Origin of the sequence: Roseivirga misakiensis, from assembly GCF_001747105.1 — a bacterium.
Classification (GTDB): domain Bacteria; phylum Bacteroidota; class Bacteroidia; order Cytophagales; family Cyclobacteriaceae; genus Roseivirga; species Roseivirga misakiensis.
Window position 1 is genome coordinate 694004 of the sequence record NZ_MDGQ01000003.1, and the last position, 14407, is coordinate 708410.

The 14407-nt window shown below is 37.5% G+C and carries 16 protein-coding genes and 1 tRNA gene; 6 read left to right on the forward strand and 11 right to left on the reverse strand.

Annotated elements, in window-relative coordinates:
* Window positions 1-314: 314 nt before the first annotated feature.
* From BFP71_RS03380 to hflX, 11 genes are all read right to left on the reverse strand, one after another.
* Complete coding sequence (locus tag BFP71_RS03380) at window positions 315-707, reverse strand: hypothetical protein (RefSeq protein ID WP_069834028.1); 393 nt, start codon at window positions 705-707, stop codon at window positions 315-317.
* Between the two features lie 3 nt (window positions 708-710).
* A complete protein-coding gene (locus BFP71_RS03385; protein ID WP_069834029.1) occupies window positions 711-1376 on the reverse strand; it encodes a hypothetical protein in 666 nt (221 codons plus the stop codon).
* Window positions 1377-1463: 87 nt separating this feature from the next.
* Window positions 1464-1739: a hypothetical protein gene (locus BFP71_RS03390; protein WP_069834030.1), complete on the reverse strand. Its 276-nt coding sequence runs from the start codon at window positions 1737-1739 to the stop codon at window positions 1464-1466.
* Window positions 1740-2089: 350 nt separating this feature from the next.
* Entirely contained in the window at window positions 2090-3493 is a 1404-nt protein-coding gene (locus BFP71_RS03395) for a DUF3987 domain-containing protein (RefSeq protein WP_069834031.1), read from the reverse strand.
* Window positions 3486-4157 carry a DnaB-like helicase N-terminal domain-containing protein gene (locus BFP71_RS03400; protein ID WP_069834032.1) on the reverse strand — a complete coding sequence of 224 codons (672 nt, stop codon included), beginning with the start codon at window positions 4155-4157 and terminating at the stop codon, window positions 3486-3488. The genes BFP71_RS03395 and BFP71_RS03400 overlap by 8 nt, the downstream gene beginning before the upstream one ends.
* A 42-nt stretch (window positions 4158-4199) precedes the next feature.
* The gene (locus BFP71_RS03405) at window positions 4200-4736 is read right to left on the reverse strand and encodes a hypothetical protein (protein ID WP_069834033.1); all 537 of its coding nucleotides are present in this window, start codon (window positions 4734-4736) and stop codon (window positions 4200-4202) included.
* 49 nt (window positions 4737-4785) lie between these two features.
* Window positions 4786-5079: a helix-turn-helix domain-containing protein gene (locus tag BFP71_RS03410; RefSeq protein ID WP_069834034.1), complete on the reverse strand. Its 294-nt coding sequence runs from the start codon at window positions 5077-5079 to the stop codon at window positions 4786-4788.
* A gap of 127 nt (window positions 5080-5206) precedes the next feature.
* Window positions 5207-6013: a hypothetical protein gene (locus BFP71_RS03415; protein WP_069834035.1), complete on the reverse strand. Its 807-nt coding sequence runs from the start codon at window positions 6011-6013 to the stop codon at window positions 5207-5209.
* A 159-nt stretch (window positions 6014-6172) separates the two neighbouring features.
* A complete protein-coding gene (locus BFP71_RS03420; RefSeq protein WP_069834036.1) occupies window positions 6173-7348 on the reverse strand; it encodes a site-specific integrase in 1176 nt (391 codons plus the stop codon).
* A 137-nt stretch (window positions 7349-7485) separates the two neighbouring features.
* Window positions 7486-7557, reverse strand: a tRNA-Arg gene (locus BFP71_RS03425).
* 30 nt (window positions 7558-7587) lie between these two features.
* Window positions 7588-8784, reverse strand: coding sequence for a GTPase HflX (gene hflX, locus BFP71_RS03430; RefSeq protein WP_069834037.1), 1197 nt, complete (start codon window positions 8782-8784; stop codon window positions 7588-7590).
* 128 nt (window positions 8785-8912) lie between these two features.
* Between hflX and rfbC the strand changes: the two genes are divergently transcribed.
* From rfbC to BFP71_RS03460, 6 genes are all read left to right on the forward strand, one after another.
* Window positions 8913-9458 (forward strand): dTDP-4-dehydrorhamnose 3,5-epimerase, encoded by a 546-nt coding sequence (gene rfbC / locus BFP71_RS03435; protein WP_069834038.1) that lies wholly within the window; start codon window positions 8913-8915, stop codon window positions 9456-9458.
* Window positions 9455-10195, forward strand: a complete 741-nt coding sequence (locus BFP71_RS03440; RefSeq protein ID WP_069834039.1) for a tyrosine-protein phosphatase — start codon at window positions 9455-9457, stop codon at window positions 10193-10195. The genes rfbC and BFP71_RS03440 overlap by 4 nt, the downstream gene beginning before the upstream one ends.
* Before the next feature lie 19 nt (window positions 10196-10214).
* The gene (locus BFP71_RS03445) at window positions 10215-11201 is read left to right on the forward strand and encodes an NAD-dependent epimerase/dehydratase family protein (RefSeq protein ID WP_069834040.1); all 987 of its coding nucleotides are present in this window, start codon (window positions 10215-10217) and stop codon (window positions 11199-11201) included.
* Between the two features lie 97 nt (window positions 11202-11298).
* Window positions 11299-12702, forward strand: a complete 1404-nt coding sequence (locus tag BFP71_RS03450; RefSeq protein ID WP_069834041.1) for a tetratricopeptide repeat protein — start codon at window positions 11299-11301, stop codon at window positions 12700-12702.
* Window positions 12703-13470 (forward strand): phosphosulfolactate synthase, encoded by a 768-nt coding sequence (locus tag BFP71_RS03455; protein ID WP_069834042.1) that lies wholly within the window; start codon window positions 12703-12705, stop codon window positions 13468-13470.
* Window positions 13471-14406, forward strand: a complete 936-nt coding sequence (locus tag BFP71_RS03460) for a DUF368 domain-containing protein (protein ID WP_069834043.1) — start codon at window positions 13471-13473, stop codon at window positions 14404-14406.
* Window position 14407: the final 1 nt, after the last annotated feature.

Here is a 14407-nt window from a genome sequence, read left to right on the forward strand (position 1 = left end):
ACCCTCTCCCTTTCACCGGTTATTTGTTGGTACTTTCATCGTTTTAATTGGTAGAACGACTATATAGAACATTCAGGAATTCACGTAACCACGGTTCTTTCAAACGGAAGTCAAACAGATCTTTCCTAGCGTTAGTTATCCCTAGAGGCTAGAAGCAAACGGAAAACACAATAGGTAGATCGTCATTATTAATGTATTATTTAGCTTCACACTTATGCTCCTTAAGAAAGGAACAATCAAATAAACTTGATAATGATAAAACAAAAAAGCCGTTGTCTTGACAACGGCTTAGATAACATAAGAATAGAATCCCTTTATTCCAATGTCTCCAATAATCCATTTAAGGACTTCTCTTTAGGCTTACTCAAGCCTACCGCGACTGCCGTACCGACTGCCAGGAGCAAAACGCCACCTACAATTAAACTTGTATTGGTGCCTTCATATTTAGTATTAACATTCATCTGTGAATTTTTCATTTGATTTTGTGCAGCCAGGTTCTGAAACTTTAATTGCTCAAGTTTAAAAGCCGCTTCATTATTCTGACCTACTATTTGTTGTTGTAAAAGAAGGTTATTCCTATCCCTCTCTGCCTGCTTCTTAGCCTGACTACCTCCAATCAGGTTGGTGATCGTGCTGAAGCCTCCGGTTATCCACTCAGGAGCTAGCCCTAGCCCCTGATCAGCATGATTTTGATCAACTGGATACATGGTTCAATATTTTTTTGGAGAAAACTCCTCCTCTAATATACCATCGAGGCTTTCTTCCTCCACTTGCTCCTCATCAATCTCTTGATCGAACTCATTGATCTCCAAAGCCTCTTCTATATATAGCACATCGTTTTCATCAAAGTTCAATTTGATGGTATCTCCTTCTTCTTTGTCAAGAACCAATTGCTCTAAGTGCTCAATCAAACCCTCAATGCGATTCCAGATAAACAGTTTTTGGAAGACTTCTGAATCATGTTGACAAATAGCTTCTGATCTTGATAATAAAGTTTTAAGTTTCTTAATGTAAAGAATCACTTCTCCATATTGCCACTTGAAACCTTGACTATGGTTCTTAAGAAAGGTCAAGAGTTTTTTGAATGTGATAAGGAGCGATCTCTTTTCCTTGAGTTCAGATTCTTCCTTTTCCCTTTTAAAAAGGTCTAACTCCTCTCTTTTTAATCCATTGAATTCCTTAATTGCATCAAGTAAACCTTTAGCTAGCTCTGGATCGTCTTGTAACTCTCCCAGCCCTTTTTCTATGTTGTACTCATAGTACCATACTTCCGACAAGGATTCCTCTAACCCCAATTGATTAGCAACAGTCTTATTGTCCCAACCTTCATCAAAGAGCTCGATAGCCCTTTGTTTTGCATTAAATTGTTCTTTCATACTTTAATTTTTTTAATGTCGGAACAAGGTAAGTGGTGGTGGAAGCTTGAAATTGAGTTACCGTGAATTATCAGGAAATAAGATGAATTAATGTGAATTACGATTGTAAAAGTCATTGGGAACACCCAATTGATCAGCTATCCTCATAATTTGGCCTGTCGTGAAGGTTCGCTTTTTCAATAAATTAAAGTTCAGTTCAGTCTGAATCTCTTTAAGTTCTTGGCGTAGCTTATTGAGTGACCAACCATAATATTCAGCCAATTGAGATTTATTGGTGACTTTATGAAGTTCTGGATCACTTAGATGATCACTGCCTATTCTCTGGGGCTGGAAACCCCTAAGCTGAGGGTCAAGAGGTTTCATTTATAGTATAATGGATTGGTAAACCTACAACTCAGGTATAATGTCCCGTCACAAAATCTATTTTTGACCCATAAACAATTGATAACAAGCATATTACGATTAATATTATCGGGACATAAATGGGACATTTCAATATCCAAACGCCTTATTATCAAGTGCTTAAAGGCATATCGATTGGGACACTTTTTGTCGCGCTTCCGGGACAAAAAGTGTCCCGTTTTTAAAGTCTTTATAACATTGATTATCAAATAGATATAAATATCAATGTCCCATTTATGTCCCGAATTTATATTCATTATACTATTGATTATCAGTCAGTTACAATATAAAAAAGTCCTTAGATCGGGACATCATTTTGTAACTGCATTAAAAATCTTTGGATAGTCTTTTATCATCTTTTTAATCGTTCTCTCTGCCAATTTTTTTCGTGAAGCAGCAGTTGATGAATTTTTGCTGAACTCAAGGTCACCGATTTTTTGAAAGCTGAAACCAGCCTTAGAATAGCTGGCGAACCTCAACACATCAACAGGAGCAGTAACTGAATTGGAAACCCTCTCACTAACATTAATTGCGCTTTCAAAGAAGTATTCTGACAATTCGATTGCCCTTTCCATTGTTGAGCCCTCAACCTCCTCTAATACACCAAACCTTAAACCTGGTGTGTAGCTTATATCTGCAAGGTGAAGTAATGCACTGAAGCGAAGACAATACTCCTTAATCTTCCCATGAATGCCCGCTTGTATTTCTTTGTCAGAAGAGTCTTGAAGCCTATTGACCATTCTCTGTTTGTTCCTAGACCATTGACTGTAAATCCTTACAGCTGAACTGGAGAGTTTAACTTTCTTACTGTACTCATCAACATCAGAACCAACCTCTAATTCATCAAGTAAACGATTAATTGAAGATTTATGAATTGATTCAAACTCTTCAGGCATATCAAATTCAAGGTTAACCTCTGCAATTTTAATCACCTCAGGAACCGCAAAGAGTAACCGAAAGACGAACCCAGTCTTATCTCTATCATTCTTGAATATCTTATGGAGAACAGAAGGTTGAATACCTCCAAAAACGTTAACAAAGGGTCTTGAAAGATGAAATTTTTGATTTCGAGCTCTTATGGCAGTATAGGCCTTACAATTCCAAGCTGACATCCAGAATTGTTCATCTGTACCTTCTTTTCTTGAAAGTTGATTCATCCCGTTAATCCACTCCAAAATTTCATCTGCATCCTTGAGAATTCCCTTTGGGTTTGATGGCATAACATATCGTATTAGTGTCTGAACATGAGAGTCTCGGTAGATTAACTGCTTTAAGTCGGGAGTATCTGCCTCAGAACTTTCTGAATCTAGATTTTCTGTTTTCCAGGCATCATCATATTCCTTTTGCCTATCTAAATGCGGCTTGAAGACTTGATTCATAACAAGTGATTTCCCTGACGAACTAATACCTTCTAGACATGCCCAAATTGGCAAGAAAATTTTACCAATTTTTTGAATTTCAACATGATACCCAGTACCAATTGCAGTGCTGTAAGCACATAACAGCCCTAAGCCTATATAAGATCTTGGAAGATCATATTCCTTGTGAAGGGCATCTAAGTAAGGCTTGATTTTATCATTAAAAACATGGAGCGGAAAAGGTTTTTTAAGATTTCGGGATTCTAGCTCCTCTCTCAATTCGTCTTCACTAGCTGTAGCTAACTTTCTATTCTCGGAGAGGAATTGTTCAAAATCTGGAAGGTCCTGATTATTCATCTAATGCTCGATTTAAATGATCAACTGTTTGATTTAGTTCTGTTATCAGTGAGCCGACCCTCTGATCACTTGGGATCTCCAGGTTACATAATTCTCTAAGCAGACACCTCAGTTTATTTGCGCTTTTTATCTCACGAATCTTCTCGGGTAAAGAATTTAATAGATCAACTACACTTGTAGGAATTTTTGATTCGAAATGCCGCTCCAAGTAATTTCTTATTGAATCGGTGAGATCAAAAAGGTCTCGATCATAATCACGAACCATTTGACCCATTGACTTAAACAGCGAACCAACTTGAAAGTCTTGTTCACTAATAGCTTTAGCTTCCTCAATTGACAAGACACTGGATAACTTCTCTCTTATGTCTAACTCTAAAAGTTGTAAAGAGTAATACTCAATATTGTCACTTACTACGAAATTTGTCAGGCTTGAAAGATAGCGGTGATATGTCCGCTCTCCCTTTTTCAATAAAAAGCTCGCAACTGATATGGTATCAATAGGCTCTGTTGGATAGAGTTGCTCCATTGCCTTCCATATTGCTTGGTGATTATACTCTCGATTCACTGAAAAGTTCTTAGTGGATAGAATGTGATTTACCCTACCAAACTTTTTTTCCAAAGCCATACCAAGTACTGTACTCTCTAAAAGCAGGCGATCAATCATAAGATGTGTTGATTAAAAAAAGGGGCTGTGTGCCCCTAGGCTTCAAATTGAAATTCTACTCTTAATGAATTCAATTTCGTTCAGGTCTCTGGGAATTCGATCCAAAAGCTTGACATAAGATCCATCTGCTCTTTTTGAGATAAGATGGAAATTAGTGTACTTCCAAATTAGTCCATCTGCATCTTCCGTGTCAGCTCCTCCATGTAGTAGAGCGTGCCTCCTAAACTCTTCAATACTAAAAGAAAAAGGCGCGTTGTTATAGACATCTACATCATTTTGCTCGAAAGTATACTTATCAAAACCTTCAAACTCTCTGTCAGATCTATCCAGTTTTTCACGTTGCTCTCTAAGCAATGATTTATACAAAAAGACTTCTAACTTTTGATTAATTATTTCATTCATTTGGTTGTGAATGATAGCATCTTTCTCCTTCAATTCTGCTCGGCTTTGACCAATGAATTTTAGTACTTCGGCTTTAAACTTCCAGTAAGCGTCATGCGCTGCATCACTGTCTACTTTTAGTGTTTTCCAAAAAACGCCGTTGAAATTATCGAATAATTTGTCTAATTTAGTTTTCATAATGAACTATTTTATAAATGATTAGGCAAAGCTGGCAGGCTTTGCTTTTTTATTTAATTCCGAAATATTGCTTGATTGAAGCTTCAGGAACGTATATTTTTCTCCCCTTCCTGATATACTCCAATTCACCATCGGCAATGAGTTGATCAAATTTCCACCGTTTGATATTCAAGGCTTCCATAACTTGATCCGATGTCAACATATTAGGAATTACGCTTGCTTTGTTTATATGCTTTACGAATTCTAAAAGTTCACTGAGAGTCCCTTCTATTTTATCAATTCTGGAATTGAATTGTTCCTCTGGAATAATTTGAAGATTGAGGTTTGAATTATGTTTACTCATGTTCTTTACTGTTTATAGTTAAGCGTTAACACAACGCTTCCTTAACAGTAGCAAACATATATATTTGTGGTTTAAAAAACAAAATAAACCACATTATTAATTTATTTGTGTGGTTTAATTTTTGTTATTAACCATACATTTTATCTAAAATTCTACTAGACTGGCCAGCTAAAATAGCTGCATGAAATTTGTGAAGTGCCTTTTTAGTGTAATAACCTAGCTCAATTCCATGTTTTAGCTTTTCTTCTAAGTCATTCTGACTAAAGAGGCTCTGATTCCATTGAAATGACCACAAAAGTCTATCCTCAAGTAGCTGATTAAGGTATACGCAAAGATTATGGGATTCTTTTAAACCGGATAAAATTTGGCCTACATCTCCCTCTTTAGGAAAAATATTCTCTAGAAACCCAAACAAATCCCAATACTTGATATCCCAACGTAATATTTCAGTCAAATCATTCTGCCTGTTGGCATTCAATGCATTAATCAATTCTTCCTGATAGTGGTAATGCATTATCTCTTGTACAGGAATTAGAAATCGTGAAAGGCTCTTAACAAGATTACTTAAGTCAAAATCAATACTAAAGAGTTCAACAGTCAGCTTGGTGATTGATTTGACGAAGTCTTTCTCAGATTGTAATAAATAATTTAAATCACCTCCCTCTTTAAACCTTTTTTTGTAATCAAGTTCTGACCAATAAACATTATCGTTTTCTATTTCAGTATCTCTATAGCGCATTAAGTTTTCTAGTTGATCAACTGTATTAAACTGAAATAACCAGAATAGACTTTTGTATTGAGTTTGGCTTTTACCGAACCTTACTTTAACATATATCGGATATACTTCCTTAGTTTGACCATCCTTTTCAATGATCTTAGGCTTAAGTCTTGTGTTTAAAAAATGATTTACTGTAGCTTTCTTTTCGTGAGCCATGATGCAAGATAGTTTACAACAACGTTTTTCTTAATAATTAATCAAAAAAGCACATCACCAAAATCATTAGGCCTATCTACCATGTGGTAATTGTTCATTTCATATTCATATCGAATCGCACAATATCAGCAATTAAGAATCATGATGTTTTTCAAAAAATTAGAACTCTATATCTTCAAAACTACTTAACCCTCCAGCCATATGATAGGCGTTCATTTCATAATAAATCTGAGTGGTTTGTTCCTTTTTATGGCCCAGCATTTTTGAAACGAATTGTCGTGGAAATCCTTTGGAGATCATCAGATCGGTAAAAGTATGCCTACCCACTTTATTGGTAATATTCTTATCAATACCGGCCAAAGCAGCAATCTCTTTAAGAGCCCGATTATAAGCAGGTTCCTCTATAGTTGGGAAAATTGGGTTATTACCCATATCCATATACTGTTTCAGTATCGCTATCCCATATGGAAGTTTATAGATAGGGATTATAAACTTGTTGTTATTCTTGAACCGGTTGCTTTCAATCATCAGTCCGGCTTCAGTTTCAATGACTTGATCAGGGCTCAATTGTTTCACATCGTTATAATACAAACCAGACCTGCACTGAAAAGAGAAAACGTCTCGATGTTTAACCAAATGTTGTTTGTCTTCAGGTAATTTTAAGTTATACCAGGCTGTAAGCTCTTCAGTATTCAACGCCGTTCGTTTTGCTGGAGCTAATGATATTTCCAGCTTCACTTCAAAGAAAGGGTCACGCATAAGATAATCATGCTTTAGGGCGTCTCTAACTATCTTCTTAAAGGGGCTAAAGTATTTATCAACCGTAGATCCCGAATGTCCCTTAGACAATAAAAAGTCTCTGAATTCAAGAATTAGTGATTCCTCTAAATGATTGAACCTAATTTTAGGGTTGAAATTATCAAGATGCTTTTGGAAGGTGATAAACTTCTTTCGGGTATTCAAGGAAACAAATCTGGCAGTTTTGATATAATGCACTACGTAATCATTAAATGAATTCTTATCGCCCTTCCTTTCAAAGAAAGTCTTCAATTTGTCAAACGTCACTGGCCGGTTCATGAACATCAAATTATTTTGATACTCTTGCAGCTCCCGCAATCGATCCATCAAAGCAGTGTTAAACATATAGTGCTGATGGTGAGAATCCTTTACCCATTTATTCTCTTTCCCAGACCAATACTTCAAAGGCAGTTTAGGTAGATCCGGGTCGAAGTATCTGGTCTCACGATCTACAGTAACACGGATATGAATAGAATATAAACCACTCTTGTTCTTGGCGTTAGTTCGGTTGTGAACTGGTTTGAATGTAACTCCCATAACTGTAAAACAATTTGGTCAACAAGTTACGGGTACTATCAGGTTTTGACAAGATAACAAACAGGACTAAACACAAATAAAACTACTGATTATCAGCATTTTAAAGCTTGTTAGTTCTTGTTAATTATTGGTAAAAGTAGCCTCGCTAGGAATCGAACCTAGATCTAAAGTTTAGGAAACTTCTATTCTATCCATTGAACTACGAGGCCAAGAATAATCCAAAAGGAATTTAAAGGTAATTAATAATGAGAATCCTTCAAGTAATTTGGGAAGATGGTGTAGTACCTTTTTTTAACCTTCTTCATCAAAACGGCTTTGAACTCATCAATATTTTCTTTGCGTGTGGCAGACATGAATACTGACGCCTCTGAACCTTTTCCCAAATATGTATTCTTTAATTCTTCAAGTGTCGGGGGAGGATTGTCCATTTCTTCAGACACATCATCATCCAATGACTTGATCTGGTCTATTTTATTGAATACAAGAATTGTAGGTTTATCCTTTGCTCCAATGTCAGCCAAGGTTTCATTCACGACAGCCATTTGGTCCTCAAAATACGGATGTGAAACATCTACGACATGAAGTAGCACATCAGCTTCTACCACCTCAGCCAAAGTAGACTTGAACGACTCTATCAAGTGAGTGGGAAGTTTTCTAATAAAACCAACCGTATCCGACAGCAAAAACGGAATGGTATCTAGTACTACTTTTCTGACCGTCGAGTCAACTGTAGCAAACAATTTATCTTCCGCTAAGACATCTGCTTTGGTCATCATACGCATGATGGTAGACTTACCGACATTGGTATAGCCCACCAAAGCCACTCTCACTACATTATGTCTGGACTTTCGCTGTACGGCATTTTGTTTCTCAATCTTCTCCAGCTTTTTCTTCAAAACAGTGATTTCATTGCGAATCATCCGTCTATCTGTCTCAATTTCTTTCTCACCGGCTCCTCCCCTAGTTGCAGTACCTCCTCTTTGTCGCTCCAGGTGAGTCCACATTCGAGTAAGTCTAGGTAAAAGGTAAGTTGATCGCGCTAGCTCCACTTGTGTTTTTGCCTGTGCTGTTTGAGCCCTGCTTAAGAATATGTCTAGGATCAATAAACTTCGGTCATATATCTTGACATTCAGTACTTTCTCCAAGTTCCGCAATTGAGATGGCGAAAGGTCATCGTCAAAAATGATTACGTCAACGCCTTCATACTTGATGTAGGTCTGAATTTCTTCGAGCTTACCCTTCCCAACAAAAGATCTCTTATCAGGCTTTTCTAACCTTTGGGTGAAAGACTTTACCACGTCTAAATCCAATGTGCTGGCCAGAAATGATAACTCATCTAAATATTCTAGCACACGTTGCTCTGGCTGCTGTTGGTTAATTAGTGCCACCAACACAGCGGTATATTTCTCGTAAGATTTAGTCTCGAATCCTCCCATAAATAAAGTGCCGAAATTACAATTAAACGAAGGATTTAGGAAATTCAACGCTTATTTCCGTTGGTTGACCAAAAGGAATGGAGTTTTGAAAAAAAGTCTCAATCTTTGGTCTGCATATACAGTAAGCTATGAAGGTAATAGAAACAGGGTTTGAAGGTTTATTTGAATTGGAACCAATCGTTTTTGGAGATGAAAGAGGCTATTTTTTTGAGTCTTTTCGAAAGGATTTTTCCGAGCGTTTGGGTATCAAAGAAGAATTTATTCAAGACAACCAGTCATTTTCTGTAAAGGGCACCTTACGCGGACTACATTTTCAAAAGAATCCTTCTGCTCAAGCAAAACTAGTGAGGGTAACGGCTGGAAGAGTTCTAGATGTTGCATTGGATATTCGGAAAGATTCAAAGACTTATGGTCAACACCATCGCGTGATTTTAGATGCCAAAAAACATAACATGTTTCTTATACCTGCAGGCTTTGCTCATGGATTCTTAGCGCTAGAGGATAGCATCTTTACCTACAAATGTTCCAGCTATTATGACAAAGCGTCTGAAGGAGGAATTCTCTGGAATGATCCTCTGTTGAATATCGACTGGCAGGTTGAAAACCCAATCGTATCAGAAAAAGATCAAGATTTGCCTAACTTTGCTACATATTCAGAGCACCCCTCATTTTGAGCATATTTTCATTCTTAAAAAGTAACAAAGCCACCAAACCAGATTTAGGAGGTCTAAAAGTAGATATTCACTCCCATCTCATCCCTGGAATTGATGATGGTGTTCAAAATATGGACGAATGTCTTACCATTCTTAAAGAAATGGAGCATTTGGGCTACCAAAAGGTTATCACAACACCACATACAATGGTGGGCTCCTACGATAATACACCAGAAATTATCTACTCTGGGTTAGAAAAGGTTAAAACCGCTGTACAAAAAGAGGGCCTTAACATTGAAATAGAGGCCGCTACGGAGTATTTCTTAGACGAATCCTTTATGGAAAAACTTGACTCTGGAGAAAAACTTATGACGTTCAGCGGTAATCATGTATTAGTAGAGACCTCATTTATCAGCCCTCCACCTCAATTAAAAGAGGCCTCATTTCAACTTACTATGAAGGGCTATAAAATGGTTTTTGCACACCCAGAACGGTACCTTTATCTTATTGAAGATAAGGTGCTTCTAGAAGAGTTGATCGACCGAGATATTATTTTTCAGCTTAATGCTGTGGCACTCACTGGGTGCTACTCCAAACCGATTCAAAAATTTGCTGAAAAACTAATCGATATGAAGATTCCTCGTTTAGTAGGAACTGATTGTCATCACATGAGGCATATTGATCTTTTAAAAGAAGCAACAATGACCAAACATTGGAAGAGGTTATTGGATTTAGACTTATTAAATAACTCCCTGTAATCAAATTAAGTAGCGATTGATGAAAGTTTTTATAACAGGTGCAACAGGCCTATTGGGCAGCTTCATTTGTAGACAACTGCTAGCAGAAGGCCACGAAATAAGAGCGGTTAAAAGAAATACTAGCAAAATGACGCTCTTGGAAGATATTGCGGACAAAATAGAATGGGTAATTGGTGATATGAACGATACCGTATTTCTTGAAGAAGCACTTTCAGATATAGATGGGGTAATTCATGCCGCGGCGATCATTTCCTTTGACAAGCGCTGGGAAGACAAAATGTACCACACCAATGTATTGGGCACTGCGGATATCGTGAATGCATCACTCAAATGTGGAGTGCAAAAATTTCTTCATATCAGCTCTGTTGCCGCTATTGGAAGAAAAGCTGGAGAGAAATATTTAGATGAAAATAATAGATGGGAAGAAGGAGAATTTGACTCCATTTATGCCCGATCTAAATACTATCAAGAGTTAGAAGTTTGGCGCGGAGCACAAGAAGGGTTGCAAGTAAAAATCGTCAATCCGTCGATCGTTTTAGGCCCTGGGCTTTGGGGTGCGGGCGGGAGCACATCCGTCTTTAATTATGCTTATGATGAAAAGAAATTTCACCCAGAAGGTACCGTTAACTATGTAGATGTAAGAGATGTATCTGAGATCGTGGTAAAACTTTTGGACTCCGATATACACGACGAAAGATTCATTCTAAACGCAGATACTATAGACTATAAGTCCTTTTTCGGAAAAATTGCGAAGGCATTTGGAAAGAAAGCACCAAGCAAACAAGTAAAACCATGGATGCTAAAGGTAGCGGTAGCTTTAGAGTTTGTCAGATCGAGAATTACTGGTAAAGAGGCTATGATTACGAAAGACACTGCCATCTTATCAAGAGCTCAATTTCATTTCAAAAATGAAAAGATCAAAGAAGCGTTAAACTTTGAATTCAAGTCATTAGATGAAAGTATCGAATGGACGGTTAAAGAGCTCAAAGCAAACAACAATCTCTAAGGGCTAAATATTATTTTAAGCACTTCAACACTTTTTACAAAGACAGAGTGGTTTTAAAGATAGGTTTTAAGTATTTTGAATAAACCAATTAACATCGATGCAGGAAGACTATCCGAGTAGAGAAGAGGAACGTGGGCTGATCAATAAATTCGAGGAACAACTCAAAAACCAAACTTTCAATTTTTTCGACGCAGCGGAATACGAAACGATTATTCAGTACTATTTAGATCGTTTGAAGTTCGGCCGTGGCTTGAAAGCTTCAATTATAGCACTAGAGCAGTATCCATTTAGTATGGAAATCAGCATGTTATCCGCACAATGCTATTTAGGAAAAGAACAATTTGAGGAAGCGTTAAAGGTGATTGAGAATGCTGAAAACCTTCATCCCAACGATCCTGAATTACTCACTGTAAAGGGCAATATTCTCTCTATTATTGGAGAATTTGACAAAGCCATTGAAGTATTGCTGAGCACCTTAGACCTAGCCGAAGATAAATCAGAGGTTTATTATAATGTAGGACTCACCTATCAAACCAATGGTCGATATCAAGAAGCCATTGATTATTACAAGCAGTCTATTGAAATAAATATCAATCATGAAAGCGCACTCTACGAATTAGCCTACTGCCTTGACGTAACAGGCAAATTGGAAGATAGCGTTTCCTATTACAAAGCCTTTATCGATAAAGATCCGTACTCGGCTTATGCATGGTACAACCTTGGGATCGTTTATAATAAGCTCGAAAAGTTTGAGGAGGCGGTAAAAGCCTACGACTACGCATTGGTAATCGACGATACCTTTGCCTCTGCCTGGTTCAATCTAGGTAATTCTTACATGAACCTTGAAAGGTTTAGCGATGCGATGGAGGCATACAAGAACACCTTAACCAATGAAGGGCCCTCATCTGAAGTTTATTGCTGTATTGGTGCTTCTTATGAAAAACAAGGTTCGTATGAATATGCGATCAAATATTATAGAAAGGCTTCTAAGCTAGACCAGTTTTATGAAGATGCATGGTATGGCATTGGTTGTTGTCTGGCAGCTCAAGACAAATATTACGAAGCGATACATTTTCTGAATAAAGCACTAAAACTTGATCCAGAAAACGCCAATTATTGGATTTCAGTAGCCGATGCTGAGTATCATATCGGAAATATCGTCTCCGCTGCCGAAGCGTATCAAGAGGCGGCACTATTAGAACCCAACAATAATGAAATTTGGCTCGATTGGTCATTTATTTACCATGACCAAGGAGAACATCAAAAAGCTATTGAGCTGATAGAAAGGGCTTTAGACGAATCTCCTGACGAATCTGACCTGCTTTATCGCATGGTAGTTTATCAAATCAACGCCGGCCTTTACAAAGAGGCCTTTACTTATCTGGAAAATGCATTAATTTTGAATTTTGAAAATCACGAAGTGCTCTTTGAATTCTTTCCAAAAATAGAAACCCAAAAAGCACTTTATAAGATCATTGACCAGTATAGAGACAAAGAATAAATGCATTATTTTCTGAAGAATGTGCCCGAAAGGACGCAAAAACCTCGTGATAAAGGTTTTACAATGGCCATGGACAAAGGACTAAGTGTTCGCCAGGCTGAAGACTTTTTAAGCGCAAGCCAAGATTACGTGGATATAGTAAAACTTGGATGGGCCACCTCTTATGTAACACCAAACCTTGAGGAAAAACTGGAGGTGTACAGAAATGCAAACATTCCATACTATTTCGGCGGAACACTTTTCGAAGCGTTTATAGTAAGAAATCAATTCGACGATTACCGTAAGCTTCTTGATAAATATAAAGTACCGTTTGCCGAAGTTTCAGATGGGTCTATAGAAATGGACCATGACGAAAAGTGTGGTTACATCCAGAAACTGAAAGAACAGGTTACAGTACTTTCAGAAGTTGGTTCAAAGGATGAGGAAAAAATCATTCCTCCTTATCAGTGGATCGAATTAATGCAGAAAGAATTAGATGCTGGTGCTTGGAAAGTGATCGGTGAAGCTAGAGAAAGCGGCAATGTTGGTCTTTTTAGATCTACTGGCGAAGTTAGATCTGGTCTAGTTCAAGAAATATTGACAAAAATCCCTTATGAGAAGATCATTTGGGAAGCACCTCAAAAGACACAACAGGTTTATTTTATCAAGTTAATGGGGGCCAATGTAAACCTTGGAAATATCGCTCCAGCAGATTTGATTCCATTGGAGACCATTCGATTAGGGCTTAGAGGAGATACTTTCAGTCATTTCCTTGATATGAACAAATAAATGAGTCGACTCGTCAGTTACTTTGTCCTATTCCTGAAAGGAATTGCCATGGGTGGTGCCGATGTAGTTCCTGGCGTATCGGGGGGGACTATCGCATTCATTACAGGTATTTATGAAAAGCTTCTAGACTCCATCAAGAGTGTGGACCTCACTGCTTTGAATCTGCTTAAAAAGTTCGAAATCAAAGCCCTTTGGGAGCACATAAACGGGACATTCCTTTTAGTCCTTTTTGCTGGAATTGTGACTAGTTTTTTATCACTATCCAAACTGATAACTTTCTTACTGGAAAACTACCCGATTCAGTTGTGGTCTTTCTTTTTTGGTCTGATCGTCATATCAGCCTTAATGGTGCTAAGAGAGATAAAACAATGGAACGTTGGTGTCTTTATTGCCATATTTATCGGTGCTGTAATTGCCTATGTCATTACATCCGCCGTACCATCTGAAACACCAGATTCACCTTGGTTTCTATTCATAGTTGGTGCTGTAGCCATTTGTGCCATGATCTTACCGGGTATCTCAGGGTCATTTATCGTGCTGCTTTTCGGTAAGTATGAGTACATGATGAGCGCTCTGAAAGAGCGAAGTATTGTAGATATCTTAATCTTTATGGCTGGTTGCCTGGTAGGAATTTTAAGTTTTGCCCGAGTGATCAGTTGGTTATTCAAGAAGTATCACAATATAACCATCGGTGTTTTAAGCGGATTTATGATTGGCGCTTTAAATAAAGTCTGGCCTTGGAAAGAAACTATTGAAACATATACCGATCGTCACGGTGAAATTAAGCCACTTTACGAGGTTAATATTTTACCCAATGAATATTTAGCTAAAACTGGTATTGAACCACACTTTATTGAAGCTATAGGTTTTGCCGCAGCTGGATTCTTCATTGTTCTTTTTATTGAACGATTGGGAACTTGGTTAACCAAAGACTAAC

Bases quoted from the DNA above. Each gene is read 5' to 3' on its own strand.
- BFP71_RS03380 (WP_069834028.1), bottom strand. From the start codon at position 707: ATGTATCCAGTTGATCAAAATCATGCTGATCAGGGGCTAGGGCTAGCT.
- BFP71_RS03385 (WP_069834029.1), bottom strand. From the start codon at position 1,376: ATGAAAGAACAATTTAATGCAAAACAAAGGGCTATCGAGCTCTTTGAT.
- BFP71_RS03390 (WP_069834030.1), bottom strand. From the start codon at position 1,739: ATGAAACCTCTTGACCCTCAGCTTAGGGGTTTCCAGCCCCAGAGAATA.
- BFP71_RS03395 (WP_069834031.1), bottom strand. From the start codon at position 3,493: ATGAATAATCAGGACCTTCCAGATTTTGAACAATTCCTCTCCGAGAAT.
- BFP71_RS03400 (WP_069834032.1), bottom strand. From the start codon at position 4,157: ATGATTGATCGCCTGCTTTTAGAGAGTACAGTACTTGGTATGGCTTTG.
- BFP71_RS03405 (WP_069834033.1), bottom strand. From the start codon at position 4,736: ATGAAAACTAAATTAGACAAATTATTCGATAATTTCAACGGCGTTTTT.
- BFP71_RS03410 (WP_069834034.1), bottom strand. From the start codon at position 5,079: ATGAGTAAACATAATTCAAACCTCAATCTTCAAATTATTCCAGAGGAA.
- BFP71_RS03415 (WP_069834035.1), bottom strand. From the start codon at position 6,013: ATGGCTCACGAAAAGAAAGCTACAGTAAATCATTTTTTAAACACAAGA.
- BFP71_RS03420 (WP_069834036.1), bottom strand. From the start codon at position 7,348: ATGGGAGTTACATTCAAACCAGTTCACAACCGAACTAACGCCAAGAAC.
- hflX (WP_069834037.1), bottom strand. From the start codon at position 8,784: ATGGGAGGATTCGAGACTAAATCTTACGAGAAATATACCGCTGTGTTG.
- rfbC (WP_069834038.1), top strand. From the start codon at position 8,913: ATGAAGGTAATAGAAACAGGGTTTGAAGGTTTATTTGAATTGGAACCA.
- BFP71_RS03445 (WP_069834040.1), top strand. From the start codon at position 10,215: ATGAAAGTTTTTATAACAGGTGCAACAGGCCTATTGGGCAGCTTCATT.
- BFP71_RS03450 (WP_069834041.1), top strand. From the start codon at position 11,299: ATGCAGGAAGACTATCCGAGTAGAGAAGAGGAACGTGGGCTGATCAAT.
- BFP71_RS03455 (WP_069834042.1), top strand. From the start codon at position 12,703: ATGCATTATTTTCTGAAGAATGTGCCCGAAAGGACGCAAAAACCTCGT.
- BFP71_RS03460 (WP_069834043.1), top strand. From the start codon at position 13,471: ATGAGTCGACTCGTCAGTTACTTTGTCCTATTCCTGAAAGGAATTGCC.